Genomic DNA, 22,196 nt, shown 5'->3' on the forward strand with positions numbered 1-22,196 from the left:
AAGAGATGCCAGTCAAAAACCGCTTTGCCGAGCTACAGGGCGAAATCACCGCGTGGCGACGGGACCTGCACGAGAACCCTGAAATTCTGTTTGAAACCCACCGCACCAGCGCGCTTGTTGCCGAGAAGCTGAAAGAGTTCGGCTGCGATGAGGTCGTCACCGGTATCGGTCGCACCGGCGTTGTGGGTGTCATCAAAGGCAAGTCGGATAGCAAGGGCAAGGTGATCGGCTTGCGTGCGGATATGGACGCGCTGCCCATCCATGAGGCGACCGGGTTGGACTATGCCTCAAAAACCGACGGAGCTATGCATGCCTGTGGGCATGACGGTCATACGGCGATGCTGTTGGGGGCGGCGAAATACCTGTCCGAGACCCGTAATTTTGACGGCACGGTTGTGGTGATATTCCAGCCCGCTGAAGAGGGCGGCGGCGGTGGTCGTGAGATGTGTGAAGACGGCATGATGGACCGCTGGGGTATTCAAGAGGTCTATGGGATGCACAACTGGCCGGGCAAACCGGTGGGCAGCTTCTCGATCCGGCCTGGCTCGTTCTTTGCCGCGACCGATCAGTTCGACATCACGTTCGAGGGGCGCGGCGGCCATGCGGCGAAACCGCATGAGACGGTGGATACCACGGTGATGACCGCGCAGGCGGTACTGGCGCTGCAAACCATCGCCTCGCGCAATGCGGATCCGATTGATCAGGTGGTGGTGTCGGTGACGTCGTTCGAGACATCCTCGAAGGCGTTCAACGTGATCCCGCAGACGGTGCAGATCAAAGGCACCGTGCGTACGCTGAGCAAGGAGATGCGCGATCTGGCTGAGCAGCGGATTAACGAGATCTGCAACGGGGTTGCCGCCACTTTCGGCGGCACGGCGGACGTCACATATATTCGCGGTTATCCGGTTATGGTGAACAGCGACGAGCAGACCGAATTTGCTGCGGGCGTGGCCCGGTCGGTGTCCGGTGACTGTGAAGAGGCGCCGCTGGTCATGGGCGGCGAGGATTTCGCCTTTATGCTGGAAGAGCGTCCGGGGGCCTATATTCTGGTTGGCAATGGCGACACCGCCATGGTGCATCATCCCGAGTACAACTTTAACGACGAGGCGATTCCAGCGGGATGCAGCTGGTGGGCTGAGATTGTGGAGCAGCTTATGCCGGCGGCTTGATCTTAGGGCAAGTGGGGGCTCTGCCCCCGCACCCCTGGGCTATTTTTAGACAGATGAAGTTGGATCCTGCGTTGGGTCGCTGAGGTCGAGCGATGTGCAGAGGGTGGTGATTACCTTGTTGAGTGCGTCTTTTTGAGTGTTGACGCAGGCGCGGGCCGCGTTGCGGGCCTGGGTGAAGGCTGTATCGTCTGATAGCCAGGTTTGAACGGTCTCTGCGAGGTCTTGCGCCGTGCGGACCTCGGTCGCGCCTCCGGTTGCGATGAGGGGGGCGAAGGTTTCGGCGAAGTTGAAGTAGCCTGTGCCGGTGATGACGGCAGCCCCGGCCTGTGCCGGTTCGAACGGGTTGTGGCCGCCGATTTCCTTTAGCGAGCCGCCCAGAAAGACGATCGGGCACAGCGCGTACCAGGTGCCGGTTTCGCCAAGCGTGTCGGCGACGTAGACTTGGGTGTCTGGCGTGATTTTGTGGCCTTCGGAACGGAAGGCCGTGGTCAGTTTGTTCTTTTTTAACAGAGCGGTGATTTCTCCGCGCCGCTCGGGATGGCGGGGGATCAGCAACAGCAGCAGGTCGGGCCAGCGTTCCAGAAGCTTGTTATGTGCTGTCAGAACGGTTTCTTCCTCGCCCGCGTGGGTGGAACTGGCGATCCAGACCGGTCTGTCGCCGATCTGCGGGCGTATGTCGTCGAGCGTGGTCTGGTCCACCGGCAAGGGGTCGGACATCGCCTTGAGGTTGGTGCCGGGTTTTACGCGCTCGGCGCGCGCGCCCATGGCCACAAGATTGGCGGCGGTTTTGTCGTTCTGAGTCAGGAACAGGCGAAAGCGGTCCAGAATGAAGCGTGCAGTTCTTGGGCGTTTCTTCCAACCTGTGACGGATTTGTCGGAAAGGCGGGCGTTCAGCAGGGCCAGCGGCACACCGCGCTTGTCGCTTTCGACGATCAGTTGCGGCCAGATCTCGCTTTCGACGAATATTCCGGCGTCCGGTTTCCAATGGTCCAGAAACCGCTGCACCGGCGCGGCAGAATCCAACGGCGGATATTGGTGGCGCGTTCGGGGCGGCAGGCGTTTTTCGATCAGCTTAGCTGACGTCGGCGTGCCCGAGGTGATCAGGAATTCGGCCTTCGGCAGGCGATCACCCAGCCGTTTGATCAGGCTCAGCACCGACAGGCTTTCGCCGACGCTGGCGGCGTGGAACCAGATCAACTGCCCATTAGGCCGCGGTGCGGTGGCGTGGCCGAGTCTTTCCCTCTGGCGTTCGGTCGATACCCCCGCGGCCAGCAGCTTGTTTCGAACGGTGCGCCATGCCAACGGTGTGGCCAGAGCCGTCAGGCCGCAATACAGATGGTAGAGCAGCGTCGGGTGACCTTGTCGGTCCGGCATCTTAGCCGCCCGTGTGACTCATGTGCCGACTCATTTTGCCGTCAACGCCCTGACGGGAATAGTCGAAGTCGTGGCCCTTGGGCTTGAGGTTGATTGCGGCGCGGATCGCATCTTCGAGCGGTTGTTCCGTCTCGGGATGATCACGCAGAGCACCGCGAAGGTCCGCCATGTCTTCCTGACCCAGGCACATAAACAGCTCACCCGTACACGTCAGGCGCACCCGGTTGCAGCTTTCGCAGAAGTTATGAGACAGCGGCGTGATGAAGCCGATCTTTTGGCCCGTCTCTTCAAGCCGAACATAGCGCGCGGGGCCGCCGGTGCGTTCGGCCAGATCGGTCACGGTATAGTGTTTTTCATACTCGGTCCGCACGTCTTCGAGAGACCAGTATTGATCCAGTCGATCCTCGTTGCCGATGTCGCCCATGGGCATGACCTCGATCCAGGTCAGGTCCATGTCGCGTTCGGCGCACCAACGGGTGATATGCGGAAGCTCTTCCTCGTTGAAGCCTTTCAGGGCGACGGCGTTGATCTTGATCCGAAGCCCGGCCTTTTGCGCCGCATCAATGCCGTTCAGTACCTGTTTCAGGCGACCCCAGCGAGTGATCTGGCTGAACTTGTTGTCATCCAACGTGTCCAGCGACACGTTCACCCGTCGCACCCCTGCGGCGTACAGGTCTTCGGAGAACCGATGAAGCTGCGAGCCATTGGTTGTCAGCGTCAGTTCTTTCAGCGCGCCGCTGTCCAGATGCCGGGTCATTGCGTTGAAAAACGTCATGATATTGCGGCGCACCAGAGGCTCTCCGCCGGTGATCCGAAGTTTTTCAACACCCATCTTCACAAAGGTCGAACACATCCGGTCCAGCTCTTCCAGCGTCAGCAGATCCTTTTTGGGAAGGAACTTCATATCCTCGGACATGCAATAGACACAGCGGAAATCACAGCGGTCCGTGACGGAGACGCGGAGATAGGTGATGGCGCGGGCGAACGGGTCGATAAGCGGAGCTGTCATGCGACATAGGTAAAGCTGGAACCCTTCTGCGGCAAGGGCGAACTGCGCTTTGGGCTGGTACAGATGCGCACAGGGCGGTAGGTTTCGGGTATGAGATATGCGCTTGTAGTTGTGTCGGTTTTCCTGGCCGGGTGTGATGCCGTGCGGTCTACAACGGATCGCGTGTTTGGTGGCGATGAGGTTGTGGTCGAGGAAACGCCGGTTGAGGCCGAAAGCACGGTTTACACCGAAACTCCGGTCGCGACGGCGAATTGGGTTGGTGCCAAGACGACCGTTGCCAGCTTGGGCGATCCGACGACACCGGGCCGCTGGATGCGGACGCCGCTGGTTGATACCGAAGTGACGGCGCGGGTTGTGGTGCCGCGGACCGGGGCGCAGGCCTATATCACTCTGGTTCCCGAACCGGGCCCCGAGGGTGGCGGCAGCCGGCTATCGCTGGACGCGATGCGGGCGCTGTTGGTACCGTTTGATGAATTGGTCGAGGTTGAGGTCTACGCCAACTGATCCTTCAGATATTTTCCGGCTTCGCGGCGGGCGAAGGGCTTCATGGCGTCTCCGTGTTCTTCCAGAAACGCAATCACGCGCGCAGGGTCATGCTTGGACAGTTCGCGCAGCCACCAAGCGATGGCTTTCTGAATGAACCATTCTCGGTCGGGGACATAGCCTGCGGCCCAACCCAAAATACGGTCACGCCGCTGCAGATCGTCGGGCTTGGGGTGGTTTTGCTTGGTCCAGGGCAGGGTGGCCACCAGCGCGGCGCGGCGGGTCCACATGTGATCGGACCCCGTCCACTGTTCGACCTGATCCAGACGCGCGGGATCGGCTGACAGCCGCTTTTGCATCGCCATGCAGGCGTGATCGGCCACGGCCCAGGCGTCGAAATCCGGCAGCCAGCTTTGCAGCAGATCCCACGCCGCCCCATCCGGTCGGATGCGCGCCTGCGTCAGCAGTTTGGCGGCAGCCACGCGGGCCTCGTGGATGTTGGTCAGCCATAGCGCGTCGGCGAGGGCCACCCGGTCAGCAATGTCCATATCCCGACGCCACGCCTTGGTCAGATCGTTCAGCACCGGGTTCGGGACGCCCAGATAAGGGCGGTCGACCTTGTGATAGGCCGCCACCTGCTCGGCGCGCTCAGCGTCGGCGTGGGCTTTGATCTGATCCAGATAGGCCTGCACGGCGGGTCACTCGACCGTCACGGATTTCGCCAGATTGCGAGGCTGATCCACATCGGTGCCCTTCGCGACCGCCGTGTGATAGGCCAGCAATTGCGCCGGGACCGAATACAGGATCGGGGCGAGGCTGGTGTGGATATGCGGCATCCGGATCGTGCTCCAGACGCCATCCTCGGCCTCTGCAATGCCGTCATCGTCTGACACAAGGATCACTTTGCCCTTGCGGGCCATCACCTCTTGCATGTTCGAAACGGTCTTGTCGAAGACCGCATCGCGCGGGGCCATGACGACAACCGGCATGTGCTTGTCGATCAGCGCGATGGGACCGTGTTTCAACTCGCCCGAGGCATAACCTTCGGCATGGATATAGCTGATTTCCTTGAGTTTCAGCGCGCCTTCCATTGCCAGCGGGTACATCAGGCCGCGTCCCAGAAACAGGACATCGCGTGCCTCGGACAGGCGCTGGGCGGCTTTGCGAATGGCGCGGTTCTGGTCCAGCGCACCGTTCAGGACCGAGGGCAGGCCGCGCAGAGCGGCGGCGTGATCGGCGATTTCTTCGTCGGTCAGCGTGCCACGCTCGGCAGCAGCCTTGAGGGCCAGCATCAGCAAAACGCTCAGCTGGCAGGTGAAGGCCTTGGTCGAAGCAACGCCAATCTCGACCCCGGCATGGATCGGCAGGGCAATATCGCTTTCCCGCGCAATCGAGCTTTCGGGGACATTGACGACCGAGACGATCTTGTCCGCCTTCCCCTCGCAATAGCGCAGCGCGGCCAGCGTATCGGCAGTCTCGCCGGACTGGCTGACGAACAGGGCCAGCGTGCGGTCGGTGATCGGAGGTTCGCGATAGCGGAATTCGCTGGCGATATCGACCTCGACCGGCAATTTCGCCAGTTGCTCGAACCAGTATTTCGCGGTCAGGCAGGCGTAGAACGCCGTGCCGCAGGCCACCATGGTCAGGCGGTCAAGTTTGGTGAAATCCAGATCGGTGTCCGGCAGAACCACGCGGTCGCCACCGGTCGGCAGGTACGAGCGGATCGCCTCGGCCACCACCACTGGCTGCTCGGCGATTTCCTTGGCCATGTAGTGCTTATGCTCACCCTTATCCGCGCGTGCGTGATCAAGCTTGATCTTACGCATCTCGCGGTTGGCCAACTCTCCCGCTTCGTTGCGGATTTCCAGCGAGGTGCGGGTCAGAACGGCCCGGTCGCCCTCTTCAAGGTAAGTGATCTGATTGGTCAGCGGGGCCAGAGCGATAGCGTCCGAGCCCACGTACATTTCTCCGTCACCGTGGCCGATGGCCAGAGGCGATCCCTTTCGCGCCGCCACGATCAGATCGTCCTGACCATCGAACAGGAAGGCCAGCGCGAAGGCCCCTTCCAACTTGTCGAGCGTCTTGAACGCAGCCTCGACCGGCGAAAGACCGGTTTTCATGTAATGCTCGGTCATCAGAGCGACGGTTTCAGTGTCCGTTTCGGTCTGAAACCCAACCCCGTGTTCGGCCAGTTCGGCGCGCAGCTCACGGTAGTTCTCGACAATCCCGTTGTGCACGACGGCTACGGGACCCGCCTTGTGCGGGTGCGCGTTGGTGACCGAGGGCGCGCCGTGGGTGGCCCAGCGGGTATGACCGATCCCGGATTTTCCGGGCAGCGGGTCATGCACGAGCAGGTCGCTTAGGTTTACCAGCTTGCCAACGGCCCGTCTGCGTCCCAGAGCGCCGTCGTTAACGGTTGCGATCCCGGCGCTGTCATAGCCGCGATACTCCAGCCGCTTCAGGGCCTCGACCAGAATGGGGGCGGCCTCGTGCTGCCCCAGTACACCAACAATTCCACACATGGTTCTCAGGCTCCTTTGTCGCGGCGAGCCTTTTTCGCCCTCAACATATCAAACAATTTACGCGCATAGCCCGGTTTGTTTTCCTGTTTGGCGCGTGCCACGGCCAACGCATTAGAATCAACATCCTTTGTCACAACAGTTCCGGTCGCCGTCATCGCGCCGTCACCCAGCGTCACCGGCGCGACCAGCATGGTGTTCGACCCGATAAAGACATTGTCCCCGATCACCGTGCGGTGTTTCATCACGCCGTCATAGTTGCAGGTGATCGTCCCCGCCCCGATATTCGTCGCGGCCCCGACCGAGGCATCACCGATATAGCTCAGGTGATTGACCTTTGCGCCTTCGGCAATTTCGGCGTTTTTGATTTCCACAAAATTGCCGATCCGCGCGTTTTCCGCCAGTTCCGCACCCGGACGCAGGCGGGCGTAGGGGCCGACGATGGCGCCTCGGCTGACGTGGCATCCTTCCAGATGCGAAAATGCCCGGACGGTTGCGCCGCTTTCGACGGTGACGCCGGGGCCGAAGACCACATTGGGCTCGATCACGGTATCCCGACCGATCACAGTGTCTGCAGCCAGATAGACCGTTTCTGGATCCATCAGCGTTACGCCCAGATCCAGCAGTTCCGCACGCGCCCGGTTCTGGAAAACAGCATCCGCCGCAGCCAGATCGGCGCGGGAATTCACGCCCAAAGTCTGTGCCTCATCACAGGCGACGACAGTGACGTTCAGCCCCCGATTGCGGGCGATTTCAACCACGTCAGGCAAGTAATACTCGCCAGACGCGTTGTCATTTCCAACCTCCTCAATGAGCGACATCAGCACCTGCGCGTCACAGGCCAGAAGGCCAGAGTTGCAAAGGGTTATCGCGCGTTGCTCATCCGTAGCGTCCTTGAATTCGACAATCCGTTCCAACGTGTCGCCGTTCATCACTAGACGACCGTACCGAGCAGGATCGGCGGCCTCGAACCCCAGGATGACCAGATCGTTCTCGGCCCGTGCCTCGATCATCCGTTCCAGAGTGTCGGGCTGCAGAAAAGGCGTGTCGCCGTACAGGACAACGACATCGCCCTTGAACCCCTCCAGCGCGTCCCGCGCTTGGGCAACCGCGTGGGCGGTTCCCAGTTGTTCCTCCTGCACCGCGATCCGGGCGGTTTCGTCTTCGGCCTCTGCGACCTTCGCCACCGCTTCGGACCCATGACCGGTGACGATCACGGTGCGCTCGGGCGACAGGACGGAACCGGCGCGCATCGCATGGACCAGCATCGGGGTCTGGGCGATGGGATGCAGGACTTTTGGGATATCCGAATTCATCCTGGTGCCTTTTCCGGCGGCAAGGATGACAAGGGCAGTGGTCATGAAATCGTTTTCTCTTTGTGTTTTCTTGCCGTCCGTTTTATCCGCTGAGGGCAAAGGCGCAAGCGGTTCGGGCATCAAACAAGATTGCCGTTTGCAACATCTTTTGGCGGGAACCTGCCGAGCAAGGAGGCAAAATGCGCACGGTCATCTTCGATTTGGACGGCACTTTGGCGGATACGTCCGGCGATTTGATTGAGGCCGCGAACCATTGCTTCCGCCATATGGGCCATGGCGATGTGCTGGTGCATGGGCAGGATGCAGCCGTGGCTGTGCGAGGCGCTCGTATGATTTTGACCCAAGGGCTGAAGCGGGTCGGGGCTTATGATCCGGATAGGGTCGAAGCATACTTTCCCGTGTTTCTTGAGGCCTATTCGAAGGCCATCGACACCCACACAGAATTTTACCCCGGCGCGCTGAGTGCGGTTGAGGCTTTGAAATCCGCCGGATACGGCGTCGGTATTTGCACCAACAAGCCCGAGGCTCTGGCGGATCAATTGCTGACGCAGATGGGCGTGCGCGATCAGTTTGCGTCGCTCGTGGGGGCCGACACGCTGCCGGTGCGCAAGCCCGATCCCGAACCGCTGCGCGAGGCCGCGCGTCGTGCCGGGGGGCACCCGGACCTGTGCGTGCTGATCGGCGATTCCGATACTGACCGCAATACGGCCCGCGCGGCGGGGGTGCCCTCGGTACTGGTGACATTTGGCCCGTCGGGCGCTGACATGGCTGCGCTGGAGCCTGAGGCGCTGTTGCATCACTTCGATGATCTGCCAGGTATGATCACCGGGCTGATCGGTGCGGCTGCATGATCTCTTGACCCGGACGGGGTTGGGCCTCAGAACGGGCCTATGACCGAGACATTCACTGGCAGTTTCACCCAACAGGAACCCATCCCCGACGAAGCGATCGAGGCCGCTTTGGCCGTGATGCGCCACGGGCGGCTGCATCGTTACAACGTGGCCCCTGGGGAGTTGGGCGAAACCGCATTGCTGGAGCAGGAATTTGCCGCCCAGATGGGCGCGAAATACTGTCTGGCGGTATCGTCTGGGGGCTATGCGCTGGCCACCGCATTGCGGGCCGTCGGGGTGAAGCCGGGTGAGCCGGTTCTGACCAACGCCTTCACGCTGGCTCCGGTGCCGGGGGCCATCGCCTCGGTCGGGGCCAAGCCGGTTTTTGTTGGGGTGACGGAAAGCCTGACCATTGATCTGGACGATCTGGAGGACAAGCTGGATCAGGCGCGCGTTCTGATGTTGAGCCATATGCGTGGGCATCTCTGCGACATGGACCGACTGATGCAGATCTGTGATGCCGCCGGTGTGACCGTGATCGAGGATTGCGCCCACACGATGGGCGCTGCGTGGCGTGGGCAACTGTCCGGGCGGCAGGGGGCCATCGGGTGCTATTCCTGCCAGACCTACAAACACGTTAACTCGGGTGAGGGTGGTCTGCTGATCACCGATGACGAGGAACTGGCGGCGAAGGCAACGATGCTGTCCGGGTCCTATATGTTGTACGAACGCCATCTGGCCGCGCCGGGGCCGGAGGTGTTCGAGCGGATCAAATACACCACACCGAATGTCTCGGGTCGCATGGACAATCTGCGGGCGGCAATCCTGCGCCCTCAACTGCGCGATCTGGACCGGCAGGTTGCGCGCTGGAACGAGCGCTATGCAGAGATCGAACAGGGGCTGCGCGACACGCCGGGCCTGACCGTTGTGGCGCGGCCCGAGGCGGAGACTTTTGTCGGCTCATCCATCCAGTTCCTTTTGCTGGACTGGTCGCCTGAGCGGATCGGAGATGTGATCAAACGCTGCGCAGCCCGTGGGGTCGAATTGAAATGGTTCGGCGGGGCCGAGCCGACCGGCTTCACCTCGCGTTACGACAGTTGGCGTTATGCGGACAGCGCGCCCATGCCTGCAAGCGACCGGATTCTGACGGCGATCATGGATATGCGGGTACCGCTGACCTTTTCGCTTGAGGATTGCCGCCTGATTGCCCGGATCATTCGCGCCGAGGTAGGCGCGGTCTATCAGTCGTAGTCCAGCGGAGTGCGCCTGCGGCGCACGCTTTATGAGCAAAAGCCGCCCTTTCGGGGCGGCTTTTTCGATTTTGTAACGCTCATTGACCGACTCGGTTTGCGCTGATATCTAGTTATTGAACACTTGTTCATTAATGCCGGAGAGGGAGGCGCGGATGTTCACGGCGGTGATGCAATTCGATCTTGGAGAAGACGTGAACGCGTTGCGCGAGATGGTGCACCGCTGGGCTCAGGAGCGGGTCAAGCCGATGGCGGCTGAGGTCGACAAGTCCAACGCGTTTCCCAATGGGCTTTGGCGCGAGATGGGCGATCTGGGTTTGCTGGGCGTCACGGTACCGGAAGAATATGGCGGCGCGGGTATGTCCTATCTGGCCCACACAATAGCGGTTGAGGAAGTGGCACGCGCTTCGGCCTCGGTATCCTTGTCCTATGGGGCGCATTCAAACCTCTGTGTGAACCAGATCAAGTTGAACGGCACGCCTGAGCAGAAGGCGAAATATCTGCCGCGTCTGATCTCGGGTGAGCATGTTGGGGCTTTGGCGATGTCCGAAGCCTCGGCTGGGTCCGACGTGGTGTCGATGAAGCTAAGGGCGGAAAAGCGGAACGATCACTATCGCCTGAACGGCAACAAATACTGGATCACCAATGGGCCGGATGCCGACACGCTGGTGGTTTACGCCAAGACCGACCCGGACGCCGGGTCGCGCGGGATCACGGCGTTTCTGATCGAGAAAGAGATGACCGGGTTTTCCACCTCACCCCATTTCGACAAGCTGGGTATGCGGGGGTCGAACACCGCCGAGCTGATTTTCGAAGATGTCGAAGTGCCGTTCGAAAACGTGCTTGGGGAAGAGGGCAAAGGCGTTGCCGTTCTGATGTCAGGGCTGGATTACGAACGCGTGGTTCTGGCCGGGATCGGCACCGGTATCATGGCCGCCTGTCTAGATGAGGTCATGCCGTATCTGGCCGAACGCAAGCAGTTCGGCCAGCCCATCGGTAACTTCCAACTGATGCAGGGCAAGGTCGCCGATATGTACACGGCCATGAACTCGGCCCGCGCTTACGTCTATGAGGTCGCCAAGGCCTGTGACCGGGGCGATGTAACCCGTCAGGATGCGGCTGCGTGCTGTCTCTATGCCTCTGAAGCGGCGATGACGCAGGCCCATCAGGCGGTGCAGGCGATGGGCGGGGCCGGGTTTTTGGCCGATGCTCCGGTCAGCCGTATCTTTCGCGATGCCAAGCTGATGGAAATCGGCGCAGGCACCAGCGAGATTCGCCGGATGCTGATCGGCCGGGAACTGATGAGCGAAATGCTCTGACAGAAAACGCCCCGCGGTCGAGGAAAACCTGCGGGGCGTTCAAGGCGAAGGATCAGAAGCGATGGACGTAGGAAACGCCGACCAGCCACGGATCAATTTCGGCAGTGCCAAGATCGGCACCGTTCAGCTTGACGTCCGAGTCGATGTCGAACCAGCGGACGTTCAGGCGTACAGCGCCGTTGTCGGTGACCTGATAGTCCAGACCGGCCTGCAGCGCGATGCCAACGGAGTTTTCCAGTTCAAGTCCCGGCAGTTCTTCGTCGAAGAAGATGGTGTAGTTGATACCTGCACCGACATAGGGCTTCCACGCGCTGTTCGTCGGGAAGTGATAGTTCAGCGACAGGGTCGGCGGCAGGTGGTCGACGCTGCCCGCGTCAACACTGCCACCCAGCGTGATGTCATGGGTATACGGGGTCGAGGCCAGAAGTTCGATCCCGAGATTGTCGCGAACGAAGTATTCGACGGTGAAGATCGGGCGGGTATCCGAGTCGACTTCGACGCTGAGGCCATTGTTCAGCGTTCCGTTGTCGGATTTGGGCTCCAGATAGCCGACACCGACACCAACGGTCCAGTCACCCTGCGATTGGGCGAATGCGGGTGCGGCCAGTGCGGCCAAAGCGGCGGACAGGGTCAAAGCGGCGAGTTGCTTGGTCATATTCATGCCTTTGCTTCTGTTGATGTCCCTGAAGTCGCAGGGGTGGAGCGGTCAAACCCTGATCTGCATCAATTTTGCGTCAGGTGCCTGAGTGCGGCCTCATCCGGAAGCGTCTGGAAAACAAGGGAAATCCGCTGTGCTAAGCGCTAGACGCATACCGGGTTTGCGCCCTGATGGCAGCTGGGACGTTCCGGACCGGCTGAATATGGCCCGGCAATGCCTGGATCACGCGCCTGACAAGGTGGCGCTGATTGATCTGACCGGGGATGCGGAGCGCCGCGTGACTTACGCAGAGCTCACCCGGATGGTGGACGGCATTGTCCGTGCTCTGCAGGACAAAGCCCAGCCGGGGGATCGGATCGGTGTGCTGCTCAGCCAGTCCCCATGGTGCGCGGCGGCGCATCTGGCGATCTGGAAGATCGGTGCGATTTCGGTGCCTTTGTTCAAGCTGTTCAAGCAAGATGCGCTGGCCTCTCGTGTCGGTGACGCGGGCGCGCGGCTGGTGCTGACCGATGCCGAGGGCGCGGCGCTGCTGGGAGAGCTGGCCCGGCCGCTGATCGTGGATGAAATCGGTGAAGACGGCGCGGCGGTGCCCTTTGCCGAGACCGGGCCCGAAGATCCGGCGGTGCTGATCTATACCTCGGGCACCACGGGCAGCCCCAAGGGCGCGCTGCATGGGCACCGGGTTCTGACCGGTCATTTGCCGGGTGTTTCGATCAGCCACAATCATCTGCGTCCGGGTGATTGCCTATGGGCACCCGCAGACTGGGCCTGGATTGGAGGGCTGTTTGACGTGTTGATGCCCGGTCTGGCGCTGGGCATCCCGGTGGTCGCGGCGCGGCTCGAGAAGTTCTCGCCCGAGGCTTGCGCCGATGTGGTGGCGCGCGGCGGCGTGCGGAATGTGTTTTTCCCGCCCACCGCGCTGCGGATGCTGAAGGCGGCGGATCAGGCCATCCCCGGTCTGCGCTCGGTCGCATCGGGGGGTGAGCCTTTGGGGGCAGAGATGCTGGCCTGGGGGCGGCAGGCGTTTGGCCTTACGATCAACGAGTTCTACGGTCAGACCGAATGCAACATGGTCGTGTCTTCCTGCGCCGAGGATTTCCCGGTGCGCCCCGGTTGCATAGGCAAACTGGTGCCGGGGCACGAGGTTGCGGTGATCGACAACGACGGCCAGCCTACGGATGAAGAGGGCGATGTTGCGATCCGGCGCGGCTCGGCCTCGATGCTGTTGGAATACCGGAACCGGCCCGAGGAGACTGCGCAGAAGTTCCGGGGCGACTGGCTGATCACCGGCGACCGTGGGGTGTGGGAGGGCGACTATCTACGCTTCGTGGGCCGCGACGACGATGTGATCACCTCCGCCGGATACCGCATCGGCCCGGCCGAAATCGAAGATTGCCTGCTGACACACCCGGCGGTGGCAAACGTGGGCGTGGTTGGCAAGCCAGACCCGCTGCGGACTGAGATCGTGAAAGCCTATGTGGTGCTGAAGCCGGGGGCCGAAGCGACGGGCGCGGAGTTGCAGGCGTGGGTCAAGGACCGTTTGGCGCAGTATTCTTATCCTCGTGAGGTGGCGTTTTTGGACGAACTGCCGATGACGGTGACGGGGAAAGTTGTTCGCAAGGCATTGAAAGCGCGGGCGGCGGCGGAGTTCAGAGAATGAAACATTTGATGTTCGCCCTTTCTCTCACCTTTGCAAGTGTTTGCACGGCGCAAGCAGACAACTCGGGCAATCCGATCAGTGTTTTGGAATGGATAAACGGTTGCGCGCTTTTAAGCCAACCTGACAATGGAATGATCATGGATACCAACTGTATCAGTATCGCCGTCGACTATTGCACAATTGGCCGCATCGTCGAAGAACGAGCTCAATGTATTGTCGAACTTTCCAAGCATGTCGATGCACTTTCGACGGAAATCAAAAACACTGTGCCTCAGAGTATTGGCGAGTCTGGCAGGGCGGCATGTAGCTACGAGCGAAAATACTTCCAGTTGATCGCGGGGGTTTTCGATGTTTGCGATGCATCCCCTAGCGAAGAAATTCCCCCAGACGCGTGGTGCGAAATGTACTTGAACGCTGGGAACTGGGTGCAATGGCGACACTTGCAAAGACTTGCACAGGGGGCAGATCAATGAAACTCACATCCAAAGCCATGCCCACCTCTGAGGGCTTCAAGTCAAACCGAACCGCCCATCTCGACGCGTTGGCGCAGATATCCGCCGCCGCCGAAGCGGCCCGCATTGGTGGGGGCGAGAAATCCCGCGCGCGGCATGAATCTCGGGGCAAGATGCTGCCTCGGCGTCGGGTGGCGAACCTGCTGGACCCGGGGTCTCCGTTTCTCGAAATCGGCGCGACGGCGGCGCATGGGATGTATGGTGATGCCGCGCCTTGTGCTGGGGTGATCGCAGGCATTGGCCGGGTGCAGGGGCGTGAGGTTATGGTGGTCTGCAACGACGCCACCGTGAAGGGCGGCACCTATTATCCAATGACGGTCAAGAAACACCTCCGCGCGCAGGAGATTGCCGAGGAAAACCATCTGCCCTGCATCTATCTGGTCGATAGTGGCGGCGCGAACCTGCCCAATCAGGATGAGGTCTTCCCCGACCGCGACCACTTTGGCCGCATCTTCTTCAATCAGGCGCGGATGAGCGCGAAGGGGATTGCTCAGATTGCTGTCGTGATGGGGTCGTGCACGGCGGGCGGGGCCTATGTGCCCGCGATGTCGGATGTGACGATCATCGTCAAAGAGCAGGGGACGATCTTTCTGGCCGGACCACCTCTGGTCAAGGCCGCGACCGGAGAAGTGGTCAGCGCCGAGGATTTGGGCGGTGGCGACGTGCACACGCGTCTGTCCGGTGTGGCGGATTATTTGGCCGAGGATGACACCCACGCGCTGGCCTTGGCGCGTCGGGCCGTTGGATCGTTGGGCGGTGCCGGGCTGAAGCCCGGCCTACAGTTCGAGACGCCCGAGGACCCGGCCTATGACCCCGAGGAAATCCTGGGCGTTGTTCCCGCCGACCTGCGCACGCCCTACGACATTCGCGAGGTGATTGCGCGACTGGTCGATGGCTCTCGGTTCGATGAGTTCAAGCCGCGCTTTGGGGAAACGCTGGTGACTGGTTTTGCCCATGTCAAAGGCTGCCCGGTCGGGATCATCGCCAACAACGGTGTGCTGTTTTCCGAAGCCGCGCAGAAGGGCGCGCATTTTGTCGAACTTTGTTCGCAGCGCAAGACGCCGCTTGTGTTCCTGCAGAATATCACCGGGTTCATGGTGGGCCGGAAATACGAGAATGAGGGCATTGCGCGGCATGGGGCCAAGATGGTGACAGCCGTGGCGACGACATCTGTGCCGAAGATCACCATGCTGGTGGGTGGTTCCTTCGGGGCTGGCAACTACGGCATGGCGGGGCGAGCGTATCAGCCTCGGTTCCTGTGGACCTGGCCGAATTCGCGGATTTCGGTGATGGGCGGAGAGCAGGCAGCGGGCGTTCTGGCTACCGTCAAGCGCGACGGGATCGAACGGCAAGGTGGCACATGGTCGGCCGAGGAAGAGGCCGAGTTCAAACGCCCGACACTGGAGATGTTCGAGGAACAATCGCACCCGCTCTATGCCTCGGCGCGGTTGTGGGACGATGGCATCATCGACCCACGCAAGTCGCGCGATGTGCTGGCCCTGTCGCTAAGTGCTGCATTGAATGCCCCGATTGAGGAGACACGTTTCGGCGTGTTCAGGATGTGATGATGGCATTCTCTGCCAAAGTTGAAGATGTGTTCTCCATTTCCGGAAAGGGAACCGTACTGTGGTTAACGGCGGTAGTGGGAGAGCCGTCGGAAGGTGATGTGTTTGACACGGAAATAGGAGAGGCGACTGTTCTCGCAATCGGTAAGCCTGGGATCCGCAATCGTGCTTGTCTTACTGAAAAAGAGGTTCCCCCGTACGGAGGCATTCTGACAGATTTGCCGATGCCAGAGACAAAGTTGCTCCATAAGACGGTCATTCAAACAGTTGAGGAAGCACGATGAACCTCAGTCTAGAACAAGTGATTGCTCGCTATCCCGGTGCGCAGACATTCAAGTTCGGCGATAGCGCGGCCCTCAGCGCCGCGCTTCTGGCTTTGGTGCGATCAGGCCGGAAGACAGCAACCTGCGGCGCTTTGCGAGACTATCCCGAAGGCAGCGCGGACACGCCGGCTGTGGGGCGGCGGGACATCGCTTTGGAGTGGGACGACCGACCGGCGCTGGTGATTGAAACGGTTGAGGTTTCGATCTGCCGGTATTGCGATGTGAACGAGGATTTTGCGTTGGCCGAGGGCGAGAATGAGACGCTTGAAGGGTGGCGTGAAGATCACCGCCGGTATTTCGAGCGAAATGGCGGGTTTGATCCCGAGATGGAATTGCTCTGCGAGCGGTTCCGGCTGGTAGAGGATTTGGCGGAGAGAATTGATGTTCAATAAGATCCTGATTGCCAACCGGGGTGAGATTGCCTGCCGCGTCATGGAAACCGCCCAGAAGATGGGCGTGTCCTGCGTGGCGGTTTATTCCGATGCGGATGCCTCGGCCAAGCATGTGCAGATGGCGGATGAGGCCGTGCATATCGGCGGCGCGGCCCCGGCTGAGAGCTATTTGAAGGGCGACGTGATCATACGGGCGGCGCTGGATACGGGCGCGCAGGCGATCCATCCCGGCTATGGGTTTCTGTCCGAGAACCCGGATTTTGTGGATGCTGTCGAAGCTGCAGGCCTGACCTTCATCGGGCCCTCGGCGGAGGCGATCCGAAAGATGGGCCTCAAGGACGCGGCTAAAGTGCTGATGGAGGACGCGGGCGTTCCCGTCGTGCCCGGCTATCATGGCGACAATCAGGATCCCGAACATCTGGCCGGGGCTGCGGATACCATCGGCTATCCGGTCCTGATCAAGGCCGTCGCCGGAGGCGGTGGCAAGGGTATGCGGCTGGTCGAACGGCCCGAGGATTTCTCGGCGGCCTTGGACAGTGCGCGCGGTGAGGCCAAGACGGCCTTTGGCAATGACGCCGTGCTGGTCGAGAAATTCGTCGCCAAGCCTCGCCATATCGAGGTGCAGGTGTTCGGCGATGGCATCCGAGCGGTGCATCTGTTCGAACGCGATTGTTCCCTGCAGCGGCGACACCAGAAGGTGATCGAAGAGGCCCCGGCCCCCGGCATGACCGCAGAAATGCGCGCGGCGATGGGGCAGGCGGGCGTGCGCGCGGCTGAGGCGATTGGCTATAAAGGCGCGGGGACGGTTGAGTTCATCGTCGATGCCTCGGACGGGCTGCGCCCGGACCGGTTCTGGTTCATGGAGATGAACACGCGTCTGCAGGTCGAACATCCCGTGACCGAGGCGATCACGGGCGTCGATCTGGTGGAATGGCAGCTGCGCGTTGCGGCAGGGGAAAGCCTGCCGAACCAGCAAAGCGATTTGTCGATCAGCGGGCACGCCTTTGAGGCGCGGCTGTATGCCGAGGATGTGCCCAAGGGTTTTCTGCCTGCAACCGGTCTGCTGACGCATTTGCGTTTTCCGACAGGATGCCGCGCCGATAGTGGCGTACGGGCCGGGGATACGATCAGCCCGTGGTATGATCCGATGATCGCAAAGGTGATTGTGCACGGGCCGACACGCGCGGTGGCGCTTGAGACGCTGCATCGGGCGCTTGGGGAAACCGAAGTGGGCGGGACGGTGACAAATCTGGCCTTTCTCGGGGCTTTGACGCGGCATTCGGGCTTTGGTTCGGGCGACGTGGATACGGGCCTGATCGGTCGTGACTTGGACGCACTTATGCGCCCAGCCGAGGTTCCTGACGTCAGTTTCGTAGTCGCCGCGATGCATGCGCTTGGGCTGGTGGACACGAATGCTGAGACCGGTTTCACCTTATGGGCACCGCTGCATCGTGCCGTGCAATTGCTGCATGGCGAAAACGTTGTCGATCTGGATGTTCAGGTCGAAGGTCCGAACCGGCAAATTTGGCAGATCGGTGAAACAATGCTGGTGGCCGAGCGGCGCGACGGGGTTTGGCGCATTGAGGGTCGGCGCATGCCGAATGTAGAATGTGCCGCGTCCAAAATCACCGTGTTTCTGGACTATGGACAGGAGTTTGAAATCGTCGACCCTCTGGACCGAGATGCCACCGCGGCGGGGGATACCAATGTGATCGAGGCCCCGATGCCCGGTCTGGTCAAGGCGGTGTTCGCCACTGCTGGTCAGACCGTTAAAGAGGGCGACCGGCTGGCCATTCTGGAGGCCATGAAGATGGAACATTCCCTGCTGGCCGCGCGCGACGGCGTTGTGGCCGAGGTACTGGCGCAGGACGGCGCGCAGGTCGAGGCCGGGGCGGCCTTGGTCCGGTTGGAAGAGGATTGACCTGTCCCGGCGGCATATTGCGTGGCACAGTCGGTATATCCGTATTTGGAACGAGAAGAAGCCGGGGAGGCGCGCGCTGATGAAAGAACGGGTTGAGATATTCGAAGTCGGGCCGCGCGACGGTCTGCAGAACGAACAGCGCGAGATTCCTGTGGCCGAGAAGGTGGCGCTGGTCGATTGCCTCAGCCGCGCGGGGTTCAACCGGATTGAGGTGGCCAGCTTTGTCTCCCCAAAATGGGTGCCGCAGATGGCGGGTAGTGCCGAAGTTCTGGCCGGCATCACCCGGGCCGAGGGCGTGCGCTATGCGGCGTTGACGCCGAACATACGTGGGTATGAGGATGCGCTGGCGGCCAAAGCGGATGAAATCGCGGTGTTTGCCTCGGCCTCCGAGGGGTTTTCGAAAGCCAACATCAACGCGACGATCGCCGAATCTATCGACCGGTTTGTGCCGATCCTTGAAGCCGCGCGCCATATTGATCTGCCGGTCCGTGGCTATGTCTCTTGCGTGACCGATTGCCCCTATGACGGGCCGACACCGCCCGAAATGGTGGCCGAGGTGGCGGACGCTCTGTTTGCCCATGGCTGCTATGAGGTTTCGCTGGGCGATACGGTCGGGCAGGGCACGCCGGACAAGATTGCGCATATGCTGCTGGCGGTGCGCGAACGGGTGCCGGTGACGCGGCTGGCCGGGCATTTCCACGACACAAACGGGCGGGCGATCGACAATATTGATGCCTCGCTGGCGCTGGGCGTTCGGGTGTTTGATGCCGCCGTCGGGGGGCTGGGGGGGTGTCCTTTTGCGCCTGGTGCTGCCGGGAATGTGGCCACCGAAGCGGTTGCCGCGCATCTGGAGCGGCTGGGATATGAGACCGGTCTGGATGCCGGAGTTCTGGAAGAAGCCGCGCAGATGGCGCGGTTTATGAGGGGCTGACATGTTTGAAACCATCACTGTGGCCGCCGATGAACGCGGGGTTGCGACCCTGACCCTGAATCGGGCTGAAAAGCACAACGCGATGTCGGCGCTGATGATCGCAGAGCTGACGCAGGCGGCAGCGCAGTTGGGGCAGGACGAAGCTGTTCGGGCCGTGGTTCTGACCGGAGCGGGCAAGACCTTTTGCGCCGGGGGTGATCTGGGCTGGATGCGCGACCAGATGGCCGCAGATTCGGCCACTCGGTTTACCGAGGCGCGCAAGCTGGCGGAAATGCTGCAGGCGCTGAACACGATGCCGAAACCGCTGATTGGCGCTCTTCAGGGGAACGCATTTGGCGGTGGCGTCGGGATGGCGGCGGTCTGTGACATTGCCATCGGAGTGGACACGCTGAAAATGGCCCTGACCGAGACACGTTTGGGTTTGATTCCCGCAACCATCGGGCCTTATGTGACCGCAAGGATGGGCGAGGCCAAGGCCCGCCGCGTGTTCATGTCGGCGCGCCTGTTCGATGCTGCAGAAGCCGTCGATCTGGGTTTGCTGGCCAAGGCAGTGCCCTCAGATGCGTTGAAGGACGCGGTCGAACACGAAATACACCCGTATTTGACCTGTGCACCGGGGGCTGTGGCCTCGGCCAAAACACTTGTGCAAAGCTTGGGTCCTCGGATTGACGACGGCGTGATCGACCAGACCATTCAGGCACTGGTTGCGCGCTGGGAAACCGAAGAAGCGCGTGAAGGGATCGCTGCATTCTTCGAAAAACGTAACCCCAAGTGGAATAACAAAGATTAACTTTGCCCAACTAATCCCGGGTTAGCCCGACTGCAGGTGATTCCTCTGAACGCTGTCAAGCCCAGGATTGATGCGGTGCGCGCTTGTGTTCGGTTGACCCTCTGACCCCGCGCGGATAGAGAATGGCCAGTCAACACGCCAATTGACGGCGCGCCCATAAGCGGGCTGCGCAGGAAAGGAGCTTTACGTGGAAGACCTGCTGCGGGAATACCTCCCGATTCTGGTGTTTCTAGCCGTGGCCATCGGCCTTGGAATCGTCCTGATTCTGGCGGCTGTCGTTCTGGCTGTCCGCAATCCGGACCCCGAAAAGGTCAGCGCGTATGAATGCGGATTTAACGCGTTCGACGATGCCCGGATGAAATTCGACGTCCGCTTTTACCTCGTCTCGATCCTTTTCATCATCTTCGATCTGGAAATTGCCTTTCTGTTCCCCTGGGCCGTGGGCTTCCGCGACATCAGCGATGTGGGATTCTGGTCGATGATGGTGTTCCTGGCGGTGCTGACCATCGGCTTTGCCTATGAATGGAAGAAGGGGGCCTTGGAATGGGAGTGATGACTGGCTCAAACACCGCCGGCGTCGACAAGGAAGTCGCCACCCAGGCCCTGAATGCGGAACTGCAGGACAAAGGGTTCCTGCTGACCTCGACCGAGGACATTATCAACTGGGCGCGCACCGGGTCGCTGCACTGGATGACATTCGGTCTGGCCTGCTGCGCGGTTGAGATGATGCACACCTCGATGCCGCGCTATGATGCGGAACGGTTTGGTATCGCCCCGCGGGCCTCTCCGCGTCAGTCGGACGTGATGATCGTGGCCGGAACCCTGACCAACAAGATGGCCCCGGCGCTGCGCAAGGTCTACGACCAGATGCCCGAGCCGCGCTATGTGATCTCGATGGGGTCCTGTGCCAATGGCGGAGGGTACTATCACTACTCGTATTCCGTCGTGCGTGGTTGTGACCGGATTGTTCCGGTGGATATCTACGTGCCCGGCTGCCCTCCGACCGCCGAGGCGCTGCTGTATGGTCTGATGCAGTTGCAACGTAAAATTCGCCGCACCGGGACGATTGTCCGATGAGTGCTGCTGTGATCAGGCGCTGGGAAGCCATTGTCGCTCGGGATGATGTTCAGGGCTGGATCGAGACCTTTCGTGCTCGAGCTTTGCCCGGAATGCGCGCTTTGGACGGGTTCATGTCGGTTTCGTTCTTAGTCAGACGCGTGCAGGACCCCTGTCACGTTGTCGTGCTGACAAAATGGCGCGATATGGCGGCTATCGCGGAATACGCTGGCCAAAACGCCGAAAAGACGGTCATGCCTGATTTTATGGCGAAGTTTTTCAAGTCATACGATGCCGAAGCGACGTTTTATGACGAGGTTCTTCAGGAGGGACGCGATGAGTGAAGCACTCAAGGAACTCGGCGCGCAGCTTGAACTGAAACGGGCCGATTGCGTTCTGTCCTGGGATGTCACCCATGGTGAGTTGAACGTGGATGTGGCCCCGTCGAACCTCGTGGAATTTGTCGAGTTCCTGCGGTCCGATCAGAACTGCAAGTTCTCGAGCCTTGTGGATATTACTGGCGTTGACTACCCCGAACGGGCCAAGCGGTTCGACGTGGTCTATCACTTCCTGTCGATGTATCAGAACCAGCGTATCCGCCTGCGGGTCTCGATCCGTGAAGAGGACATGGTGCCGTCGATCACCGACGTGCACCCCTCGGCCAACTGGTTCGAGCGTGAGGTGTTCGACATGTTCGGCATCCTGTTCTCGGGCCATCCGGACCTGCGGCGCATCCTGACCGACTATGGTTTCCGTGGCCACCCGCTGCGCAAGGATTTCCCGACCACCGGCTATACCGAGGTCCGCTATGACGAGGCGCAAAAGCGCGTGGTCTACGAACCCGTGTCGCTGGTGCAGGAATACCGTCAGTTCGATTTCATGTCCCCGTGGGAAGGTGCGAACTACATCCTGCCCGGGGATGAGAAGCAGGAGAGCGAGTAATGGGCGGCATCTGGTGGTTGATCCTGTCGGCGCTGACCATCATCCCGATGGTGAAGATTTTGCCGTTTTTCGGGATCAACAAATACTGGTGCCTTCTCTGTCTGGTCCCGTTCGGCACAATCGCGTTGCTGTGGTGGGTCGGGCTGAAATTACAGGAACTGGAGCGCCGCTGAGATG

At 60.9% G+C, this 22,196-nt stretch carries 24 protein-coding genes; 18 read left to right on the forward strand and 6 right to left on the reverse strand.

Translation table 11 applies throughout. The features are described 5' to 3' along the window. Window positions 1–5: 5 nt before the first annotated feature. The gene (locus ACR0JN_RS01715; RefSeq protein WP_480883757.1) at window positions 6–1,169 is read left to right on the forward strand and encodes a M20 aminoacylase family protein; all 1,164 of its coding nucleotides are present in this window, start codon (window positions 6–8) and stop codon (window positions 1,167–1,169) included. Between the two features lie 45 nt (window positions 1,170–1,214). Here ACR0JN_RS01715 and ACR0JN_RS01720 read toward each other — a convergent pair whose 3' ends face one another. Next, the gene (locus ACR0JN_RS01720) at window positions 1,215–2,543 is read right to left on the reverse strand and encodes a 3-deoxy-D-manno-octulosonic acid transferase (protein ID WP_480883759.1); all 1,329 of its coding nucleotides are present in this window, start codon (window positions 2,541–2,543) and stop codon (window positions 1,215–1,217) included. Window position 2,544: 1 nt separating this feature from the next. Beyond that, a complete protein-coding gene (gene moaA / locus ACR0JN_RS01725) occupies window positions 2,545–3,552 on the reverse strand; it encodes a GTP 3',8-cyclase MoaA (protein WP_480883760.1) in 1,008 nt (335 codons plus the stop codon). A gap of 90 nt (window positions 3,553–3,642) precedes the next feature. On the opposite strand from moaA, the gene ACR0JN_RS01730 reads away from it, so the two are divergent. Next, window positions 3,643–4,056, forward strand: a complete 414-nt coding sequence (locus tag ACR0JN_RS01730; RefSeq protein ID WP_480883762.1) for a hypothetical protein — start codon at window positions 3,643–3,645, stop codon at window positions 4,054–4,056. Here the strand turns inward: ACR0JN_RS01730 and ACR0JN_RS01735 are convergent. From ACR0JN_RS01735 to glmU, 3 genes are read right to left on the reverse strand one after another with little or no spacing between them, the layout of a single operon-like run. Continuing rightward, window positions 4,044–4,727 carry a DNA alkylation repair protein gene (locus tag ACR0JN_RS01735; protein ID WP_480883764.1) on the reverse strand — a complete coding sequence of 228 codons (684 nt, stop codon included), beginning with the start codon at window positions 4,725–4,727 and terminating at the stop codon, window positions 4,044–4,046. The two genes, ACR0JN_RS01730 and ACR0JN_RS01735, sit on opposite strands and share 13 nt — an antisense overlap. Before the next feature lie 6 nt (window positions 4,728–4,733). After that, window positions 4,734–6,557 carry a glutamine--fructose-6-phosphate transaminase (isomerizing) gene (gene glmS, locus ACR0JN_RS01740; RefSeq protein WP_480883766.1) on the reverse strand — a complete coding sequence of 608 codons (1,824 nt, stop codon included), beginning with the start codon at window positions 6,555–6,557 and terminating at the stop codon, window positions 4,734–4,736. Window positions 6,558–6,562: 5 nt separating this feature from the next. Continuing rightward, window positions 6,563–7,915 (reverse strand): bifunctional UDP-N-acetylglucosamine diphosphorylase/glucosamine-1-phosphate N-acetyltransferase GlmU, encoded by a 1,353-nt coding sequence (gene glmU, locus ACR0JN_RS01745; RefSeq protein WP_480883768.1) that lies wholly within the window; start codon window positions 7,913–7,915, stop codon window positions 6,563–6,565. A 134-nt stretch (window positions 7,916–8,049) separates the two neighbouring features. Here glmU and ACR0JN_RS01750 point away from each other — a divergent pair, with 134 nt between their 5' ends. The 3 genes from ACR0JN_RS01750 to ACR0JN_RS01760 all read left to right on the forward strand — a co-directional run bounded on the left by ACR0JN_RS01750 (window position 8,050) and on the right by ACR0JN_RS01760 (window position 11,269). Next, entirely contained in the window at window positions 8,050–8,721 is a 672-nt protein-coding gene (locus ACR0JN_RS01750; protein WP_480883770.1) for an HAD-IA family hydrolase, read from the forward strand. A gap of 39 nt (window positions 8,722–8,760) precedes the next feature. Continuing rightward, window positions 8,761–9,951 carry a DegT/DnrJ/EryC1/StrS family aminotransferase gene (locus ACR0JN_RS01755; protein ID WP_480883771.1) on the forward strand — a complete coding sequence of 397 codons (1,191 nt, stop codon included), beginning with the start codon at window positions 8,761–8,763 and terminating at the stop codon, window positions 9,949–9,951. Between the two features lie 154 nt (window positions 9,952–10,105). Beyond that, a complete protein-coding gene (locus ACR0JN_RS01760) occupies window positions 10,106–11,269 on the forward strand; it encodes an isovaleryl-CoA dehydrogenase (RefSeq protein WP_480883773.1) in 1,164 nt (387 codons plus the stop codon). A 52-nt stretch (window positions 11,270–11,321) separates the two neighbouring features. Here the strand turns inward: ACR0JN_RS01760 and ACR0JN_RS01765 are convergent, their stop codons facing one another. Further along, on the reverse strand, window positions 11,322–11,924 hold the full coding sequence (locus tag ACR0JN_RS01765) for an OmpW/AlkL family protein (RefSeq protein WP_480818554.1): 603 nt from the start codon (window positions 11,922–11,924) through the stop codon (window positions 11,322–11,324). Window positions 11,925–12,129: 205 nt separating this feature from the next. Here ACR0JN_RS01765 and ACR0JN_RS01770 point away from each other — a divergent pair, with 205 nt between their 5' ends. The 13 genes from ACR0JN_RS01770 (at window position 12,130) to ACR0JN_RS01830 (ending at window position 22,192) form a co-directional block, all read left to right on the forward strand. Beyond that, window positions 12,130–13,587, forward strand: coding sequence for an AMP-binding protein (locus ACR0JN_RS01770; RefSeq protein WP_480883774.1), 1,458 nt, complete (start codon window positions 12,130–12,132; stop codon window positions 13,585–13,587). Beyond that, complete coding sequence (locus ACR0JN_RS01775) at window positions 13,584–14,060, forward strand: hypothetical protein (protein WP_480883776.1); 477 nt, start codon at window positions 13,584–13,586, stop codon at window positions 14,058–14,060. Before ACR0JN_RS01770 ends, ACR0JN_RS01775 begins: the two co-directional genes overlap by 4 nt. Continuing rightward, complete coding sequence (locus tag ACR0JN_RS01780; RefSeq protein ID WP_480883778.1) at window positions 14,057–15,664, forward strand: carboxyl transferase domain-containing protein; 1,608 nt, start codon at window positions 14,057–14,059, stop codon at window positions 15,662–15,664. The genes ACR0JN_RS01775 and ACR0JN_RS01780 overlap by 4 nt, the downstream gene beginning before the upstream one ends. A gap of 2 nt (window positions 15,665–15,666) precedes the next feature. Next, the gene (locus ACR0JN_RS01785) at window positions 15,667–15,948 is read left to right on the forward strand and encodes a hypothetical protein (RefSeq protein WP_480883780.1); all 282 of its coding nucleotides are present in this window, start codon (window positions 15,667–15,669) and stop codon (window positions 15,946–15,948) included. After that, complete coding sequence (locus ACR0JN_RS01790) at window positions 15,945–16,379, forward strand: ASCH domain-containing protein (RefSeq protein ID WP_480883782.1); 435 nt, start codon at window positions 15,945–15,947, stop codon at window positions 16,377–16,379. The genes ACR0JN_RS01785 and ACR0JN_RS01790 overlap by 4 nt, the downstream gene beginning before the upstream one ends. Further along, window positions 16,369–18,300 (forward strand): acetyl/propionyl/methylcrotonyl-CoA carboxylase subunit alpha, encoded by a 1,932-nt coding sequence (locus ACR0JN_RS01795; protein WP_480883783.1) that lies wholly within the window; start codon window positions 16,369–16,371, stop codon window positions 18,298–18,300. Before ACR0JN_RS01790 ends, ACR0JN_RS01795 begins: the two co-directional genes overlap by 11 nt. A gap of 79 nt (window positions 18,301–18,379) precedes the next feature. Then, window positions 18,380–19,231 (forward strand): hydroxymethylglutaryl-CoA lyase, encoded by an 852-nt coding sequence (locus ACR0JN_RS01800; RefSeq protein WP_480883785.1) that lies wholly within the window; start codon window positions 18,380–18,382, stop codon window positions 19,229–19,231. A gap of 1 nt (window position 19,232) precedes the next feature. Next, window positions 19,233–20,021: a crotonase/enoyl-CoA hydratase family protein gene (locus ACR0JN_RS01805; protein ID WP_480883786.1), complete on the forward strand. Its 789-nt coding sequence runs from the start codon at window positions 19,233–19,235 to the stop codon at window positions 20,019–20,021. Between the two features lie 187 nt (window positions 20,022–20,208). After that, entirely contained in the window at window positions 20,209–20,574 is a 366-nt protein-coding gene (locus ACR0JN_RS01810; protein ID WP_480818527.1) for an NADH-quinone oxidoreductase subunit A, read from the forward strand. Next, on the forward strand, window positions 20,565–21,098 hold the full coding sequence (locus ACR0JN_RS01815) for a NuoB/complex I 20 kDa subunit family protein (protein WP_138842137.1): 534 nt from the start codon (window positions 20,565–20,567) through the stop codon (window positions 21,096–21,098). The genes ACR0JN_RS01810 and ACR0JN_RS01815 overlap by 10 nt, the downstream gene beginning before the upstream one ends. Then, on the forward strand, window positions 21,095–21,421 hold the full coding sequence (locus ACR0JN_RS01820) for an antibiotic biosynthesis monooxygenase (protein ID WP_480883788.1): 327 nt from the start codon (window positions 21,095–21,097) through the stop codon (window positions 21,419–21,421). The genes ACR0JN_RS01815 and ACR0JN_RS01820 overlap by 4 nt, the downstream gene beginning before the upstream one ends. Beyond that, the gene (locus ACR0JN_RS01825) at window positions 21,414–22,019 is read left to right on the forward strand and encodes an NADH-quinone oxidoreductase subunit C (RefSeq protein WP_480883790.1); all 606 of its coding nucleotides are present in this window, start codon (window positions 21,414–21,416) and stop codon (window positions 22,017–22,019) included. The genes ACR0JN_RS01820 and ACR0JN_RS01825 overlap by 8 nt, the downstream gene beginning before the upstream one ends. Further along, complete coding sequence (locus ACR0JN_RS01830; protein ID WP_010442775.1) at window positions 22,019–22,192, forward strand: hypothetical protein; 174 nt, start codon at window positions 22,019–22,021, stop codon at window positions 22,190–22,192. Before ACR0JN_RS01825 ends, ACR0JN_RS01830 begins: the two co-directional genes overlap by 1 nt. The last annotated feature ends 4 nt before the right edge of the window (window positions 22,193–22,196 follow it).

It is taken from the genome of Ruegeria sp. G12 (assembly GCF_056533565.1).